The following is a 19684-nucleotide window of genomic DNA, read 5'->3' on the forward strand; positions in this document are numbered from 1 at the left end:
ACAAAGAATGTTTATGAAGGAAAAATCCGAACCGATTCATAGCCTAACCTAAGTGAGGCCGAATCATAGTTCGGTTTTTTCAATTTCACAAATATATTCCATACGAGTTATGATGAAATTTTTAATATCTTAGATTAAATAGTGACTTAACTTTAAAGGTACTCAATAATTCACCGATACTAATCGACATCTCCGGTTGGAATTTACTACTTTTTAAGTACTCTATTATTTTGAAAAAGAGAAAATGAGATTCTGGATGCTTCATCAATTTTCGATCAGTTAGATTAAGTGTTGATACAAAAAGGCTTCCTTTACCCACGTTCACCTCATAAACATACGCCAATTTTTTCGCACGATTAAAATTATCTATTACCTCTATTATTGGTTTCACATTAGGCGTTAAATCTAGATTAAGTGCAATCATCCTATCAACTAAATGATACCACTGCCAATCGGAATGGCCATCATGTGGGAATTCATCAAAAATCGGGTGTTTATGGATGCGCATACCCATTGTTGTACCAGTCTGTTCCGGAAACCATAAATAATTCCAAAATATTGGTAAGTAACGAGTTAAGACCTCGTCATGCTGACCATCCTCCTTAGCCATTAACCACACATTCCCACCATCCACAAGAAATTGCAAGATATCTCTCCCTATTTGATCCGTTATAGCTAGTTCGACATCTTTTTCGGCTTTAAAACTAAGTTCATCTAGGCCGATTGTATTCTCTAGACGGACACCATATAAGGCGGATCGTACTTCGGGAATATTAGTCCAAATTCGTTCACAATTTTCCGGTAACTCTTGGCGTGGGAATAGCCAAAAATCCCATTCATTGGTATAGGTTTTTGCATTTATAGTTATCGAAGCTTCAAGGGTTATCTTTTCTGCCTTGTTAGTATAAATTTCCTCGCTAATGTTTAATAAATTGATTAGTCCTGTTCCTGGAATCCTCTTGATCGTAACGCCTTCTTTTTTCCATATCTTTTCCTCTGTCTTTAATGACCATTCTAAGTCAGCAGAATCCGCTGACAGACCAAAGTGTGATAATTCTAAACTTACTGCTATTTGTTCATCACTATAATAAGTCCGTTTTTTAGATCGCATTAATAACACAGTTTGCTCATTAAATTGACGGAACTGTTTTGGTTCAACCACGTTTTTTGAATCCCAGAATACATCTAATATTCCCACTGTTGCATGTCCTTGACCAGGGAAATCACGGATATCCAACAACTGAATGCCTGATAAATTAGGGGTTCTTCGAGCCTTCTCCATATTTTCTTTTAAAGATCGAACTAAGTGAATGCCTGTTGATTCAATAAATTCGTTTGTTCGACTGTTTATCTTTTTTGACTCTAATGTATCAGTAATTGTTTTTAACCAATAAGGTTTCAGTACACCCTGATATTTCTTTTCCTCTTCGGGTCGTACATACATGGTAAACTGTCCATGTTCATGGGCAATGATTGGACTTTTCTCTAATCGAGTGACCTCACCATAATCGGTAGTTGTATCTGACGTAGCAGCGTGATCAATATTATATGGTGGATGCCAATTGAGTGTTGGTATGAAGAAGTCACCTTCACGACTTTGAGAAGGTAATTGACCATGACCAGTATTATCTGTATAAATCCGACTTGCATCCAGTTGTCTCGCTAACTGTACTAGTTCATTTAACTGAGGATGGCCCTCTTCACTTATCAATTCATTTCCCATTGATAACATGACAAAAGAAGGGTGATTTTGCAATGCTGTTAATACTCGTTTCAACTCTTGTGTTAGAAATGAATGGACTTCTTCAGGTGCTAAATCTTTACTTCTAGTGTATTGTCTGCTCCAATGTGGCAATTCTGTTTGTACAAGCATCCCTGCTTCATCTGCTGCTTGCCAGAAAGGCTCTGGAGGGGTCCAGCCATGTAATCTCACATGATTAAAACCATAACTTTTAACGATTTGAAATTGTTTACGATAATGCTCTATATCCCATTCTGGATAACCTGTATTAGGAAAAATACAACAATCAACATATCCTGTTAAAAATATTGGAATGCCATTTAATAAAATTTGATTCTTGTCAGTAGAAATAGTTCTTAAACCAAATCTTACGGTTTTTTTGTCATACTGTTTTCCATGATGTAAAAGTGTGACCTCTGCATGGTACAAGTACGGGTCATCTGGAGACCATACTTTAGCTGTGTCATCCAATTTTATTTGAATAAAGTTCGTTAGCTGTAACGCCTCATTTTTACCTGCGATATCCACTTCTTTAGATTGAACTAGCCCACCGTCCTGATCAAGGATATTGGTCCTAATACTCCAATTATTTCTGTCTGGACAGTTTGTTCGATCAACCTTCACCTCCACCTGAACAAATTTATCTTCTGCCTTAGTTTGAACTCTCACATCTTGAATAGTATGAGGTAATTCGCTGATAATCTGAATTCCCCCTGTTATGCCTCCCCAATAAGTGGATGTATGGTAAGAATGAATATGGCTTTCTTGCAATGGTAAAAGCATTTGATTATCGATTCTAATTACAAATCGATGTTTACCTCCTATTTTAACAAAAGGTGTAATGTTATAACGTTGAACGGTTGATAGACTATCTTCCTTTCCAACATAATTACCGTCAATCCATAATTCGGTAACCCATCTAACTCCTTTTAGATCTAAATATAAATCGCTTTCATTTATATCCTTTGATAATTCAATATCCTTTACATACCATGCTATACCTTCATATTCTCTGTCTTTTTTCCATGTCCCAATTGGAAAGTGTGCAGAAGCCTGTCCATACCCTTGCTCCTCTATGGAACCTGGGATCTGAATCATATCCGAAGGTAAAGAAGTGTCTTTATGAATCCAGTTCTGATCATTATTCAGATCCAACGAAAAATTCCAAGTTCCATTTAAATCTATTTTCATCAACTTAATCACTCCAAATTTCTCACCAAACCCCGAGTAGAATATTCGAGGTTTGGCGGTTAGTATAATTGATTAATAGAGACTTACCAATCTATCATTCTTCTTACACAATGCTAAATGAATCATCGCTCCTTGATGGTTAGGGTCCATTTCTAATACTTCTTCAAAACGTCTTTGTGCTTCTTTTACATTTAGCATACCTAACTGTCCGATCCCTATCATAAACAGACAATGAATTTTATTTTTTTGATTTAAATCCTCTTCAAACACTAAGAAATCTGGCAAAGATACAGCAAAATATTCTATTTTTACAACATCATAAAAGTGTGCCTCTCCATAATCGATCAGCTTATTAAATCGACGTTTTGCTTCCTTTTGATTAGCTAACTTTAACCAAGCTAACCCTTGATAATAAATCATCTCAGGTGGCTGATCATTATAATACATGACACTTGTCGGTTCATCCAAACCAGTTGAAGCAACTTCAAAACACTCTTTAGCTTTATCCATTTTATTTAAACCTTCATAGGCACAACCCAGATAAAAATATACATTATTCTCTTGCGCTCCTGCTAGTTTGCCTTCTCCTAGATTTTCAGGATAATGTAAAGCTTGTTGTAAATATTCTACAGCTTGATCATACTCCTTATTTTCAATACATATTTTCCCCAATTCTACATTTGAAACAACATATTGGCCTGGTATCTTGCCCTCGCCACCTTCCCATGGGTGGAATTTTCTGTTTTTCAATAAGTTTAATACTTGATCATATTCACCCATCGAATTAAGCAATGTAATATATTCCAAGTATAAATCGTCTCTCTTTTGGACTAAATCAAGATATTTTGTTAAATTCTCCAGGCGTTTAGTCGGAGCTACATTTAATTTTTTATAAAGCTGATCCAGCTCATAAAATACACGTGCATCCTTTGGATTACAGTTAAATGCTTTTTCTAGCTCTTGGCGAGACTCTTCCTTCAAACCAAGTTTATTAAAATAACCTAATGATAAATTACGATGAGCTGTCGCAAAACGATCGTCTAAAGCAACAGATTTTTCCCAATAGTTAATGGCCTCTTTATGCCTTTTCTTATCGTATAAGAGATTTCCTAAATAATAATATGCTTTGCTGTCCATAGGATCTTCAGCAATTGCCTGCTGTAACACAATCAATTCAAAGAGACTGTTTGGGAAGCAATAATCAGGTTTTGCTTCACTTCCAACTATTTGATGTAACATTGCTTTGTCGGTCTGTCCCGACAAACGATAGAAGTAAGCTAATACATACTGTACCATTGGATATGCGTCTTCCGATTGATTTGGCTCAATACGCGTTAACAGATCAATTGCCTCTTCTATAGAACCTGAGCTATGATAATCATCTGCTAGTGTCAAATAATTATGAACATCTTCTCTCATCACAAGAATTACTTTTTCAATAGCTTGATCTGCCTTTTTCCTTTCTCCTGAGTCTCTATAAAGGAGATACAGTTCATTTAATGCACCGAAGTCCATTTTATCTAGGCTTAGTGTCTCTAAAGTAAAGGCTTCAGCTTCTTCAAATTTATGAAGTTTACGAAGAATACCTGACTTAAGAAGTCTCGCTTGAAAATTGTGAGCATTTCGAATTAATGATTTGTTTACAAACGCTAACGCTTCTACAAGTTTATCTTCCATATGAGCAATTTGCGCCAGCGCAAGATAACCGCTATCTTGCCAATCTGCTGACCAACAAGCCTTATAAAATGCTGTAAAAGCCTCCTTATACTTCCTTTGAAACTTCAAGGTCATCCCTAATTGATAAAAAGCCTCACTATCATAAGGATTTGTATTTCGTACTGTTAGTGACTGAATTGCTTTTCTAAAGTGGATTTCACTTTGTTCAAATAAGCCTCTTCTCAAAAGCAATTTACCATATGCTACATTTATACGTATATCCTTACTGTCACGCTTTAAACCTTCTAGATAATAGTCTTCTGGTTCAAATGTAGCGTGTCTATATTGTTCTAAGTGTAAGCCCGCTAAATATAACTCCTCATTGGTTTTGAGATCTTCCGGCTCACGCATAGCTTCTGCAGCATTTGGAATTTCTTCAATTTTAGGTGGCTGTGGTTTGTAAGAAACAAGCACTTTTCCTTTTGAATCTTTTACCGTTACTTCCAGGTTATGCTCTTTATCTGTTTCATCAAGCATGACAACTGTTTTGAAAGTTTCTGATGGAGACAAATTTACCGTTTCTTGCAGATAGTAACGTTGTTTTCCTTTTAATTCTACTTTTATCCCTTCAAAAACTGATGTTGTATAAACCTGAACTATTGCACGTTTATTTTCATCTACTTCTAAATTAACTGCTGCGTCTATCGAGGAGTTTTTCACTACCCCTATATTTTTATACGGCATAAAATATTGTTTGATGGTCTTCTCTTCATATGGTTTTAACCACGTAAAATCAGGTTGATTATCTGTATAAACACCTGTCATCAGTTCAATGTATGGGCCATCTTCATCTGTCAGATTTCGATCCCACGCCTTTCCAAATTCTCCATTTCCCCAAGTCCATTGTTTTTTCCCTGGTGAAATATGATGATCAGCAACATGCAGTAAGCCTGCATCAATATTATTGTCATAACCGCCAACAAAGTTATAATCCGATTTATATGCCATATATGAAGTTGGTACAGGGATATTTTTATACCGGGATATATCTACACCTTCTGAATAATCCATTTTATAATACGTACCAGTTGCTATTGGGAATCTGGATACATCTCTTTTACCGTGATCAAACACTGCATTTACATCAGGAGGAAACACAGATTGAGTATGATCATTTGCAGCGATTGCTGGATTTGCCCACCACAGAAAAGTCTGAGGTTCAGATGTCCTATTGTAAAACTGTGCTTCCACCTCTATATAGGCTTTATTTGGATGAAGTCTAAATCCTGTGGTTACCTTTGTACCATACATGCGGTCTATTTCACTGACCCATACAACGGCACTGCCGTCTTTTTCCTCTTCGGTACGGTAATTTACTGGGCCGAATGTATTAGGCCGGTGATGTTGAGGCCAATTAAACTCAATCCCACCTGAAATCCAAGGTCCAGTTAACCCTACTAATGCTGGCTTAATAACCCGATTATAGTATACGAAATCGTAGTTATTTGTTTTATCCACAGCTCGATAAATTCTACCTCCTATTTCTGGCATGATTTCAACCTTGATAAAATCATTTTCTAAAATAACCATGTTGTAATTTTTCTGTACTTTTTCGTCATAAATTTTGTCTATGACTGCATGTGGATAGACTCGTCCCGAACTTCCTTGGTAAACACGTTTTTCAAGAAACATTGGGTTCTTATCAGGGGTACCCACTTCATAAGTCGGTATATCTCTTTCTTCCTCCCAAACTTTCACATTCCCATGTGGTTTATTAAGCATAAGATTTCACATCCTTTTAAGAATTTATACTATATATCTAAGATACCTCTTACAATACTGACAGCCAATAAACAAAATTCTGTTAATGATGGACTATAGTCGTATTTTTATTTATTTTAAAATACGTTAAAATATATATTATAAATATCTTTTTTTATAATATTCTTATTTTATTAAACGCCATTGTAAAAAGAGAGATTCGAGGATAAACTTCCTCGAATCTCTTATGAACTAATATGTAACACTATATTCATATACTGGTATAACTTTGATGGATTTTATTTCTGCAATACTTTTTTTGGATATTTCAGTCCTTGCTGCCATTGGAGAGTCACTTTTCACTATAACCCCTTCTTTTAATGGGGATATATACACATACATTCCTTTATTTGAAATATCCTTTTGAAATCTTTTTAAACCTATTTCCCATGTATTATTATTACTATAATTATCATTTATTAACTCTCCATCAATAAATGCATATCCTATATCTCCTACATAATCAATTTGTAATAATAATTCTTTCGCATGTTGAAATGCTTGTGTATCAATTTTAATAGTTGCCTTGAAGTCATTTATCTTGGTTACATCAATTTCTATTTCTTTTTGGTTAGATGGGATAATATATTCTGTAAATAACCCTTGGTCATTTCCTATAATCTCCTCTTGATTCACCATAATCTTGTCACTTAATGATGGAAAGGACTTTAATGTTACTTGTTCTAAATTATTACTTTCTAACCTCAATTGATCATGATCTACTAATACATTTGCCTCGGTTATGAGAATGGTTTCTTCCCCTTTTAAGGTCGTTTTCCAAAAATTCATGCTCTGTTGATCTGTCAGTGTACAAATGTATATTTTTTCGCCATCTTTGCTGACTAGAATTATCATATCACCCTCAGCTGCCGGAATGATAACCTTGTTATCTTTTTTCTCCATGTTTCCATGAGTAACTTGTACTTCCTTTATGTTCTTATTATCAAAAACATATCTACTTCTCATTCCCTTTGGAGCATAAAAAAAGTAAACCTTTTCATTATCCTTTGTTGTAATATCTGTTATTAATTGAGTAGTAGAGTAACTAAGGCAAATATCTCCCATATTAAAATTAAACGGTAAGATACAATTTTCATCTTTTGCTAATGATAAATTATCATATTTAATCATTTCATCTTCAAGCTGAACAGAGATAGAAAAATCGGTTTGATCCTTTGTTTCCGTGTGATCTTGAAAATTATTTATATAAAGAAAACCTGAATTTCCATCAGCTCTCACAGCGTATCTTATATTCTCTACATCTTTGGGGTCCATCTTATTAAAATCTTGAGCTAGGACTGTTTTCGTTTTGGAAAAACTATCTGCATACTGCTGATAAAACAAGTGTTGGCGCTTTAATCTATGATAGGATTCCCTTACTTGCCCATACTCTCCTATAGGTGCTTGATAATCATAGGAAATCTTCGGAGTCACTGTTTCATTTAAAAATGGAGTTTTCTTTCCTTTAGGGTTCGATCCTCCATGATAAACATAGTATCCTAAGAAGTTACATCCTCCTGCTACTTTTATCGAACTTAAAGCATCGACACTCTCAAAAGGGAGTATAAAACGGTAATTATAGAAAACAGTCATTCCACCCATCATTTCTGCACATGCAAACGGTAAGCTTTCAGGCTTATATCTTGGCTCAAAGTCAAATGTTTCAGGTACTTGGTTATTATGGTAGTCTCTAAATATATAATTTGGTGTCGCAGGATGTTCTTCTACATCTCCATAGAAGATCCATGGCCAATATGCGTATCCGCCCCATAATGGTAATACTTCATCTGCTGGCGCAATTGCCCCGCCCCATCCCGTTGCTGTATAGATAGGTGTATCGATACCTGAATCTTTAGCGATTTGCTTTAATGTCAGGATATGCGATTCGCCATCTCGGCCGCCTGGTATCCATTCATTACTTGTACCGGTAGTTAACTCCCATGGTGCTGCTGCATGTTGAAATTCATTTTCTAATTGGGTTCCAATAATAGGACCGTTATCTTTGAATAATAATCCTTGTACCTGTTTGCCTATTTCTTTATAGAGTCTTCTTACATAGCATAAATACCCCTCATCATTAGAACGCAATTCAAACGGCCGCCCAAACAGCCAATCTGGTAATCCGCCATTTCGCCCCTCTCCATGATCAAAAGGGCCAATTCTAATGATGACGCTAAGACTATGCTTTTTACATAACTCTATAAATCTCCTTAAGTTTTTGTCACCTTCCCATTCAAAATTCCCTTCCACTTCTTCATGGTGATTCCAAAAAACGTACGTAGGAACAATGTTTATTCCTCCCATTTTCATTTTTATGAGTTCATCTTCCCATAATTCATGGTTGTATCTGCTAAAGTGAAATTCACCACTTATACCAAAAAACGGCTTCCCATCAACCTCCATATAATAATTCGTAAAGCTGATTTCACTTCCATCTCTATTTTTTCCTTTTAAATTCGGCAAAGCAGAATAGATTTCTTTTTTTACGTTCCCAACGTTAATATTATATTCACGCATAATAATCCCTCCAAATAATGTTATTAAGATTTCACCGCTCCTGCTACACCTTCTATAAAATATCTCTGCATGATGATAAATACAATCATAACGGGAACTAGTGATATACTTGCACCTGCAGCCATTCCAGCATAATCCGAAGCATAATTACCTACAAAAGATTCCATACCTACAGCAAGTGTTCTTAATTCTGGCTTGTTTAATGTTAATACTAATGGGATTAAGAAGGAACTCCACGTCCATATAAATTGCATGATAGCTGTAGTTGCAATCATTGGTGCACTCAAAGGCAACATTACTTTCGTAAACGTCCTTAAAAAACCTGCCCCATCTATTTCTGCTGCCTCTTCTAATTCTTTCGGTATTTTTGCAAAAAAAGAAGTAAACATAAGAATAAATAACACATGGGCTCCAGATGATTCTGCTAAAATTACCCCTAGCATACTATTAGACAGCCCCAGTTGATTTACAATCTTAAACAAAGGGATAATAGTATAACCTTTAGGAATAAACATAATCGCAGCTATACAAATGACAACTATGTTTCTACCTGGAAAGTTAACTCGCCCCAATGCATATCCAGTGATTGCACAAAGAAATACAACTATAATTACTGTTGATACCGTTAATATAACGGTATTCACAAAGTAACCTGAAAAGTTTGCACTATCCCAAGCTCTAACATAGTTATCCCAATTAAATGATTCAGGAATAGGATTAATCCCGGCAGTCAATAATTCATTATTTGTTTTAAATGAAGAAAAGACCATCCATATAAATGGGTAAATCCAGATTAATCCAAAGATAACTAAAAAGAAATGAATTGTTACACGAACAGTTTTACTAGTAATCATTGTGTCACCTCTCTTCTTTTTTTCCTTTCTTTCCGGTATCTTCTAATATCCCCTAAGAATCCTGCCCCGCCAAAGGCTAAGCTTATCGCAAAGGTAAAAATACCAAGAAGAACCCCCGCTGCAGAAGCATATCCCATCATAGGTCTAGAACCACCATGTGCGTCTGAGAAGGCGTAGTTATAAATATATAAATCTAATGTTTCTGTTGCATAATATGGACCACCATCTGTTAAAGTCTTCACCAAATCAAAAACATGCATGCCCCCTACTAATGAAAGGAGAACAATTACGGCCAGCATAGGTTTTAATAATGGCAACGTGATATGTTGGAGTGTTTTCCAAAACCCTGCTCCATCTAATTGTGCAGATTCATATAATTCCCCTGGTATTGCTTGTAAACCTGCTAACCAATAAACCATGTTTATACCTAGACTTTTCCATGATCCTACTAGAATTAATACAAGTAAAGCTAAAGAGCCCTCCGTTAACCATGGTATCGGTAAATTAATTATTTTTAATGTAAGAAGTAACTCATTTACTAATCCATCAATTCCAAATATACTGCTCATTATAATCCCGATAATGGCTGTAGTGGTTACTACCGGCAAAAAATAGATCGTTCTATAGAAACCTTTGCCTGACAATCTTGCATCATTCAAAATGATAGCCAATATTAACCCCAATCCCACGCTAATGACAGTTGTTCCTATTACATAGTAAAGTGTATTTAAAAAAGCATTCCAAAACCTGCTATCTCCAAAAAGTCTTATGTAATTATCAAAACTAACAAAATTTTCTAGAGGACCAATACCAGACCACCTATAGAAAGAGTATACGTAACTCATTATAATGGGATAAGCCGATAAACCCAGAAACACTATGGTTTGTGGTAACAAAAATATCATTGCCCATATATATCGACGTTTAGTTCTCTTACTAAGCTTTGTTTTTGTCACTTGTTTTTGTTTTGTCACTATTTCACGCCCTTTCTTCAAGCTCTCCATACTTTTATTATGAGTAATGAGCACGAATTGTATATAAATCGTGCTCATTACTTATTTAAAGTATGATTAGTTACTATTCCGCTCCCTCATATGGAGTAAATGGTTCCCAATCAGGAAATTGATATGTTTCTTTACTGACATCCGAAAATTCCTCTAAAAGTTCATTAAAGACTTCATTCGCTTCTTCATTTAAATTATTCAACTCGACTTCAATATCATCTATACTTTCAGTCATGTAGCCCACTGCGACTTCGCCTATATCATTCCAGCCAAGGCGGCTAAAAAGTTCCGTCTCAAAATCCACTATTTCCAGAGTTCTCTCTGTTGGTTTTGGAACTGGAATTGCCCGTTCAGTCATTAAATCAAGTATATCTTCGAATTGTGGAAATGGTAATTCACCTTCTACATCCATCTTAGCTGGTTGAGTTGTACCTGTTGCTAAAATGACTTCGCTATAAAGGTGTTCTTTTGCATATTCTAAAAACACTTTTACTTCTTCCCAATGTTCGGTATTATTATTTACCATAAGACCGTCTGCCTGCCTAGCGTTCATATAATACCAAGGTTTACCATCTTGTGTAGGTAAATCAACTACTCCCCATTCTTCAAAATCACTGCCTTCAATTAAATTTGTACCAGTCCAATTACCACTTATATAAAATGCAGCTTTTCCTGCAGCAAAATTTGCTTCTGCTTTGGTGGTATCTACTTCTATACTCATTGGGTGCATGACACCTTCATCATACATTTGCTTTAAGAATTCGATCGACTCAACGTTACCTTCTGTTGCAAAACTAGGTTCACCCTCTTTGAAATCGAACTTCCAAGGTGTATTTGGAGATATTGCTGTAGCCATCATGTGAACAAAGCCAGCGTTTGCCCAATCTACATTACTCCACATGAAGCCATATACAGAACCGTTTGAAGCTTCATTTATCTGTTTTCCTACCGTCATCATCTCATCCCATGTTTGTGGAATATCAGATTCGGCTATCCCATATTCTTCAAGTACATTTTTATTGTAATACAACATATTTACACCATGATTAGGTGAAAACATTGGTAAGACATAAACATTATCATTTAATGTTGTTCCACCCTCAAACCATGTTCCAGGAAAAAATTCATCTTTTACTTCCTCAGGGAAGATTTCATTTAAGTCTTTCACCAAATCCAATTCTACTAATTCGTCTAAACTAGGCTGGGTTGTAAAAATATCTGGTAAGCTGTTCTCAGAGATTGCTGTTTGGTATTGCGCAGTATTAGAGGCCAATGGAATGTTTTGCAGTTCAATGGTTATATCTGAATGCTCTTCTTCAAAACCAGCAATAAAAGCTTCGAAAGGTTGATTTAACTCTGGGTATCTATTCCACATTGTTAAAGTAACTGAATCTCCTTCTGTTTTTGTATCTCCATCATTTCCGCAAGCGGCTAGCAGCATGAGCACCCCTGCTATTAAAAAAACGAACCAATTCGATCTTGTTTTCATTTAAAACCCCTCCAATTATTTTTTGATGACATTATTATAGACGTTAGATAAAGGGAGCGAATTTGGTCTATTAGTAATGTACTATTATCATAATAAAGAATTCGCTTACACCCAATTCACAATAATCTGTTTATAATGGACTATATTCGCTTTTTTATAATTGATTTTATTTCATTTAAGATTTTTAAAATAGGATAGAGTAGAAAAGAAAACTGGGAAAATCGCTGTTATTCACGGCTTTTGAGATAGAATGACAGGGGAAAATGATATTCACTATTTTATTGCGTTTTATCCAAAGGAAGTTGATAACGTTCATAACAATTAGTCATAAAAATTGATGAGATGAGGTTGATTAATGGAAAAGTTGCATACTACGCTGTCTTAATTGGAGGTGCCTATCAATGTTTAGTTGGAAAGCTTACATCGGATTGGAAGTACAGACTGTAGAGTAAGTAGATCTTTCTTTTATTTATTGGGTTGGTCAGATAATTAAATAGATGTTAAATAATTCTCCAAGACAAGCAGCATATAAAGATATCTTCAAATAAATTTCTCGCTATTGGAAATAGTGTTTTTCAGGATTGTGGCTTTTAAATATTTTTTAATACTATTCCTTAGAGAACCCCAGCAGAAAAAGATTGATATTGGGCTCTTTACATAATGATAAGCTGTCTGCGTAGTAAATAGCGACGTACTGACATGGTGAACTCGCTGCTTCCATAACCTTTTAGCACATTGTTTCACGTGTAACTTTTATACTTCATTACGATTTTATATTTTATTGTTCTGTTTCACCAGCTTAGGTTTTAGACTGATAAGCTCCTAGCGGAATAAAACATTTGTGGAGAACTTTCCGCTCACCTTTAGTGTTAAATGATTCTAGCCTCAAAGATGAAAACAAGAAACGCAGGGGTGAAGTACAGAAGGCAACCTTCATTCCCTGGAAGTAAAAAACAACAAAAAAGTGTTTAGAGAAGGATATCTGCTTCATCATTGTACCCTTCCTAAACACTATATTTGATTACTCTGTCATTAAACGTATCGAACGAAATACTGCTGCACCATCTGAAACAAAAAATCCAAATTTTCTCCCTTTATAGTTAAATAAGCGCGTGCTGAAAGCTGTTTCCCCATTGATATACATGACCATTACGGAATCTTCGATAAAAATTTTCACATGATAAGGAGTGTCTGGCTCTAAGATAATCGGACGCTCCATTTCCACAGCATATGGAAACATTTTACCTCCATCTTCAAACATTCGCAGGCCTGAACGGATCTGAACTCGATTATACCAAGGTTCAAAACACAGATGATAACCTTCTGAAAATCCTTCATCTACCTGCAGGGCAATCCCAAAACGGCTAGGTTTGCCACTGTATTGAATCGTTACCTCCAGACAGCATAAGTCAGGAATTTGACTGCCTAACAAGCTGGCATATCCCCCTTCTGAATGAACTGTTGCCTTATTATTATCTGCTTTCCATTCACCGTTTAACGGATGTAAGGTAATAGGCTGTGAGTTTTGAATTACAGAATCAACAGCCTCTGGTACAGTCACCCCAAGGGTGCCATCGGCTCTTTGGACGATTTTATGAATGACCATCGCACCGCCCCAGTCCCATGTATGATAATCAGCACCTATATCTGTTGGAGGATTAATTCCCCACATGTTTTCACGTCGTGTAGGATTCCAGCCAAAGATATAGTGATCTTTACCATCGCTAGCCGTCTTCGCGGCATAATAGGCACGTGTATCAAACGTATCCACCTCTGGGCGAAGCCATGGGCCGTTGAGAGAACGGCTCATGCGGTAGTAAGTAGCAAAGCCATCTGTATAGCTGGAGTACACGAGATAATACCAATCACCTATCTTAAAGAGATCTGCACACTCAAGGGCAGATTGATGTATGCCTGGTGCATATAAGGGTTGACGGTAATCCCAACGCACCAAGTCATCTGACGTGCAAAGACCGACACAGCCATTTCGTTCTGTTTGTGCTTTTTCTCTGGCCGACATCAACATCCACCATTTTTGTTCTTCCTCATTCCAGAAAACAAATGGATCGCGCCAGTCTGTCAAAGCATAGATCTCGTCATCGGCGGTAAATGTATGTTCTGGTATGTCTGTCCAATTCTCATAATCTGTACTAACGGCATGTCTTGTATACTGCCTTTCCGGATTATGCTCAAAGGTACAATAGAACATATGGTACATCCCGTCTGCCTCTATGATAGATCCTGTACCACCTTGTATACCGCTTGGCTGTTCTTCAAAATGAAGTAAATCAGAGGTAGTCAACCGATGCCATCCATGCACAATATCCGATCCGTTATAATCAGTGTTCCAGTTTTTTAGATAGAAACAATCAAATTGTTGGTCTTTGTGATTGTAGTACGGAATAACGTCACCAATTTTTGCATTTTCAGCTGTGTAAAATAATTTCATACTGTATCTCTCCCTTAAAGTTTTATCTATAGAACTAAGAAACAGAAGAATCTTGGATAACTTGCCTTTGAAATATATAGTTACAAAGAGTATATATGATGTATGCGCATGTACTTACAATAATAAAGATCGAGATGGGCATAACATAGATGACAGAGACACTTATCACGGTTATCCCCAGCAGAGCAAAAGTCAATAAAGGGGAAACAAACACCATAGTAAAAGAGTTTTTAATCTGACTTTTCCAATTGGACTCTATATGAGCTAGAACAGGAAACAGATAAATCGTTGTTGATATATAAAAAAGCCACACGAACAGCAGGATAATAAGCAGCAATTGATGAAATAATGATGAACCTAATTGTATCAGGTAAGAATCCCAGACCAAAAATAAACCTATAGCTGTCCATAGAATGGAAATCCCTATACTTTGTCTTAAACTCTTTTTGAGCAAGGAAAAAAATGAGATACATACACCTCTCCCTTCCTTCTTCGCAACCCAATTACGAACAACTCCAAACATAGCCACCGTAGAAGGAAAGATAGTGATGATAGGCAGACACATGATCAGCCAGAGCAAATTTAACAGCAGTAAATCAGCTATTTTTTCAAGGAAACCATACAGCCTGCTTTCCAGAATATTCATATGCAGATCCCCCTCCCCTGCTTATGACCTTTGGATTTTACCAACTTCGGCACACCTCATCTTGAGGGAATGCCGAAGCCGGACAAGGTACTTATTGATTTTCTAGGTAATCATCATAGGCATCTTGTACATAGCCGATGAATTCATCCCAGCCGGATCTTTCTAACTCTGCTAAATAATCATCCCACTCTTCTTCTACACCGCCCTCTACAATCCATTCTCGCCGTTTTGTATCAATCAACCCATAAACTATTGGTGATATAATCGCCATTCGTTCAGCGACCTCTGGTTCGTATAATAGAGTATTCGGAATATAAGGCTGCTCATGTTGTCCATCAAAATAGCCAGAGGCATACATATCGTCCAAGATTCTTTGTGCTCCCGGTTCATACATTACTACCTCATCCCAATATTCATCCAGTACGGCTAAAGGATTATTATCGGCAATCGTATGGACATGACGCATCTCACCATGATTGTCCAATCCATCCTGCACTTCGCCTTGAACCATTACACCATCTTCATTTTCTTCATAGTAGTAGCTTAGTGGCCCCCAGTTGGCTTGCACGGACCATTCCGGTTTATACATTAGATCGACCCATTCCAATAATTTTTCGGGATTTTCCACTTCTCTGCTCATTGCAAAAGCCGCCGGATTATGCAATTCAGAAAGGTTCTCCCGGGTTCCAAATTCCCCTCCCGGCCCTTGCAAATTAGGGACTGGCACATAACCGCTGCCTCTTTCTTCCCCAGCCAGATCAACTGGATGCCCCCATGAAAGAACAGAACCCACAATCACATCGTCAGAACGCAGCTTGCTCTGTAATCCCGTATGTTCCGTTGTCATGAAGTTCGGATCAATCAGACCTTCTTGATACATCTCATGTAAATATTGTATACCTGTTTTATATGCCTCTGTAGTCGCTGTGCTGATTATGTTTCCGTTTTCATCAGGAGCCATGCTGTCTCCTCGATCTGCCTGTCCCCAAAGTCCAAAGAATTTACCAAAATCCGTATTATTCCTCCAAGAACCGATTCCAGAATCCTGTTCTTGGTTTGCCATCGCAAGGCCAATTTCGTCCGCCTCGCCATTTCCGTTCATATCATTTTCCACAAACTGTTTCAACGTATCACGATATTCATCAATAGTAGTAGGCATTGGAAGACCTAATTCATCCAGCCATGGCTGATAAATACGCAAAACCCCTTGACTTGTAATTAAACCATACATTTCTTCGATATAAGGAAGACTGTAAATATGTCCATCGGGAGCCGTGATTTGTCCAAGATACTCTGGTCTTTTTTCTAACACCTCTGAAAAATACGGCATGACATCTGGATTAATATAGTCCTCGATGGGCAATAACTGCTGTGTATTATTCATGACCTGATTTTCGGTCAATGTGTCCATAAAAGCATCTGGAAGATCGTTACTGGCCAACATAAGACTTACTTTTTCCTCCACAGCTACATCAGCAATTTCTGTCCACGTCAAATCGATATCAGGTGCCTCTTCCATAAAGTTTTGATAAAAAATCATGTCCTCGATTGGTAAATTACGCGGCTCTTGTCCGCGAACTATTTCATAGGTATCTCCGTTAGAATTACCGTTGCTGCTTGACCCTCCATCACTTTGGTTATCAGCAGATTCGTTCCATAGGCTGCAGCCAGTAATCAATACGATGGATGCCACTAACGTAAACATTAATATAAGGGATTTTTTACATTTCACGTTTATTCAACCTCTCTAAAGTCAATTTTGATATAGATCATACAGATAGAATGCAATCATTCGAATGACTTTACATGCTGTTGCAAATACTTTCCAAGAATTACATTACCCTTTTACAGAGCCAATCATCACACCTTTGGCAAAGTACTTCTGAAGAAATGGGTAGAAAACAAGCATTGGCAGGCTTGCAATCACAATAATTCCATATTTCATTTGTTCTGCTTGATTCTGCCTTTCTATCATGCTTAACGGATCAGAAGATATCGAACTGGCTTCATTCATAATAATTAAATTACGCAATACGATTTGCAAAGGATATCTGCTCTCACTGTCCAGATAAATCAATGCTTCAAAAAATGAATTCCAATGCTGAACACCATAGAATAGCACCATTACTGCTACAATTACTTTGGATAAAGGGATCACTATTTTAAAGAAAAATTTAAGATCTGAACATCCATCAATCATAGCTGCCTCATGTAATTCCTTAGGAATGGTAGATTGAAAAAATGTCCTAGCTAAGATAATGTTAAAAACGGAAGCAGCAGTAGGAAGGATCATCGCCCAAACCGTATTCATCATACCTAAATTGGAAACAAGTAAATAAGTAGGAATTAATCCTCCTTGAAAAAACATGGTAAATACGAATAAAAACATAAGCACATTTTTCCCATATAAATCCTTGCGGGAAAGTACATATCCAGCAGAAATGGTCAACATAATATTAAGCGTAGTGCCAGAGACTGTATAAATAATGGTATTTACGTATCCTCTCCATATTGGTGCATAATCCAGTATTTTTTCATAGCCGCCTAGATATAATTCCTTCGGATACAGCAGTATACCGCCACGATTGACTATATTTGGATCCGTGATAGAGGCAATAACTACAAAATAGAGCGGATATAATACAACCAGACAAATTAACAGCATAACGGTTATATTAATCACATTAAATAATCGGTCTCCCATTGAAAGCTTCTGCACAATCGTTTTCATTTCCTCACCCCCTACCATAAGCTGTTACCTGATGTTTTTCTTGCGATAAAATTAACGGCAATCAATAAAACAAAATTTATGACGGAGTTAAAGAGCCCGACAGCAGTACCAAAACTGAAATTGGAATTAATTACACCAGCCTTATATACATAAGTTTGAATCAGTTCAGAAGTGCTTAGATTCATCCCTTGCTGCATTAATAATGCCTTTTGCCAGTCCACTGTCGCCAAATTTCCGACTGCTAAAATAAGCAGAATAATGATGGTTGGCAAAATACTCGGGAGATCAATGTGCCATATTCGCCGTAACTTAGACGCACCATCCACAATGGCAGATTCATGAAGTTCCGGACTTACTGAACTTAATGCCGCCAAATAAATAATGGCGTTAAAGCCCATTGTCTGCCAAATGCCAGAAGTAATAAACACGGTTCGAAACCATTCTGCACTTGCCATAAAGTTAATCTGATCCCCGCCCAGTGCCACAATTATATTATTGATAAACCCTGTCTCCGGCTGCAGGAAAATTCCCAGCATGGAAACCAAAACCACCATAGAAATAAAAAACGGCGCATAGGTAACGGTCTGTACAAATCTTTTTACTCCCGGTCTTAATTGGTTAAGAAAAAGAGCAAAAATGATAGGAATCGGAAAACCAATTAGCAATGAATACATACTTAACAGCAAAGTATTACTTAATAAACTGCCGAAATTCGGCCCTCCAAAAAACATCTCGAAGTATTTCATACCTGCCCACGGACTGCCTAAAATCCCCAAAGAAGGATCAAAATCTTTAAACGCTAAAAAAGCTCCATACATAGGAATATATTGAAAGACAATGAGATATATCAATGCTGGCAACAGCAATAAATAAAGTTGACGGCTTTTCCAGAAACTCTCTCTTGCTGTCTGAAAATTTGTTTTCTTCTTTTCAAGCTGCCAATGCGGATCATGGTTAAATCGTGCGTTAGATGAACTCATACCTGCCCTCCTTGGATATTTCAGTAAAAATATAACTTTGAAATATAATAAATGCGGAAATTATTAGTGATGACAAATCCCGTTCTTTTATTCAAAGACTCATTTGGTTTTGGTTCAATTATTTACTCAAATAATCAGAAACTATGAATAAATAATTTACTCCTTCCCCTCTAAAGAAAGCGCTATTATTTAATTATGTAAACAGGTGAGAAAGTAAGAAAATAGCATATTAACTTCTTCTTTAGTTAATAGTTTGGCAGCGATAATTTTAAAAATAGAGATAGTATTACATCCAAATAAAGGTTTTAATTTATTTAAAAACATATGTCAACCGGTTGATATATAGGGTATTGAAGTTTCTATCACTCTAATATAATTCACTTTGAGCACAGACAATTATTTTATCCTCCTCCTTTTAAAATCAAAATACTGATACTGTTTCTTAAAATGATGGTAGTTGGTCTTACTTTCATTCCAGTTCATTTAATTGTTAAAAAATTATCTTCACCCACCTCCCTCAATATACTTTCATTTTCTTAAAATATCGCTGTTTTTCTCTAATTTTCATTGATTAATATTAAAAACATTAGGTAAGTCAAGGAATA

General features: G+C 36.5%; 11 protein-coding genes. All 11 read right to left on the minus strand.

Annotated features, from left to right (window positions below):
* Positions 1-121: 121 nt before the first annotated feature.
* Positions 122-2932: a glycoside hydrolase family 2 protein gene (locus tag JOD18_RS13665; RefSeq protein ID WP_239588127.1), complete on the minus strand. Its 2811-nt coding sequence runs from the start codon at positions 2930-2932 to the stop codon at positions 122-124.
* A 72-nt stretch (positions 2933-3004) separates the two neighbouring features.
* The gene (locus JOD18_RS13670; protein ID WP_204669604.1) at positions 3005-6370 is read right to left on the minus strand and encodes a DUF5107 domain-containing protein; all 3366 of its coding nucleotides are present in this window, start codon (positions 6368-6370) and stop codon (positions 3005-3007) included.
* A 231-nt stretch (positions 6371-6601) separates the two neighbouring features.
* Positions 6602-8926 carry a beta-galactosidase gene (locus tag JOD18_RS13675; protein ID WP_204669605.1) on the minus strand — a complete coding sequence of 775 codons (2325 nt, stop codon included), beginning with the start codon at positions 8924-8926 and terminating at the stop codon, positions 6602-6604.
* Between the two features lie 23 nt (positions 8927-8949).
* The gene (locus tag JOD18_RS13680; RefSeq protein ID WP_204669606.1) at positions 8950-9780 is read right to left on the minus strand and encodes a carbohydrate ABC transporter permease; all 831 of its coding nucleotides are present in this window, start codon (positions 9778-9780) and stop codon (positions 8950-8952) included.
* The gene (locus tag JOD18_RS13685) at positions 9777-10754 is read right to left on the minus strand and encodes an ABC transporter permease subunit (RefSeq protein ID WP_204669607.1); all 978 of its coding nucleotides are present in this window, start codon (positions 10752-10754) and stop codon (positions 9777-9779) included. The genes JOD18_RS13680 and JOD18_RS13685 overlap by 4 nt, the downstream gene beginning before the upstream one ends.
* Before the next feature lie 103 nt (positions 10755-10857).
* Complete coding sequence (locus tag JOD18_RS13690) at positions 10858-12273, minus strand: ABC transporter substrate-binding protein (RefSeq protein ID WP_204669608.1); 1416 nt, start codon at positions 12271-12273, stop codon at positions 10858-10860.
* A gap of 1021 nt (positions 12274-13294) precedes the next feature.
* Complete coding sequence (locus tag JOD18_RS13695; RefSeq protein WP_204669609.1) at positions 13295-14722, minus strand: glycoside hydrolase family 32 protein; 1428 nt, start codon at positions 14720-14722, stop codon at positions 13295-13297.
* Between the two features lie 34 nt (positions 14723-14756).
* Positions 14757-15368: a YesL family protein gene (locus JOD18_RS13700; RefSeq protein ID WP_204669610.1), complete on the minus strand. Its 612-nt coding sequence runs from the start codon at positions 15366-15368 to the stop codon at positions 14757-14759.
* A gap of 91 nt (positions 15369-15459) precedes the next feature.
* Positions 15460-17100, minus strand: a complete 1641-nt coding sequence (locus tag JOD18_RS13705; RefSeq protein WP_204669611.1) for an extracellular solute-binding protein — start codon at positions 17098-17100, stop codon at positions 15460-15462.
* A gap of 105 nt (positions 17101-17205) precedes the next feature.
* The gene (locus tag JOD18_RS13710) at positions 17206-18099 is read right to left on the minus strand and encodes a carbohydrate ABC transporter permease (RefSeq protein ID WP_204669612.1); all 894 of its coding nucleotides are present in this window, start codon (positions 18097-18099) and stop codon (positions 17206-17208) included.
* Between the two features lie 11 nt (positions 18100-18110).
* Positions 18111-19079, minus strand: coding sequence for an ABC transporter permease (locus tag JOD18_RS13715; protein ID WP_204669613.1), 969 nt, complete (start codon positions 19077-19079; stop codon positions 18111-18113).
* Positions 19080-19684 lie beyond the last annotated feature (605 nt).

The sequence above is a fragment of the Gracilibacillus alcaliphilus genome (genome assembly GCF_016909015.1).
Taxonomy (GTDB): Bacteria; Bacillota; Bacilli; order Bacillales; family Amphibacillaceae; genus Gracilibacillus; species Gracilibacillus alcaliphilus.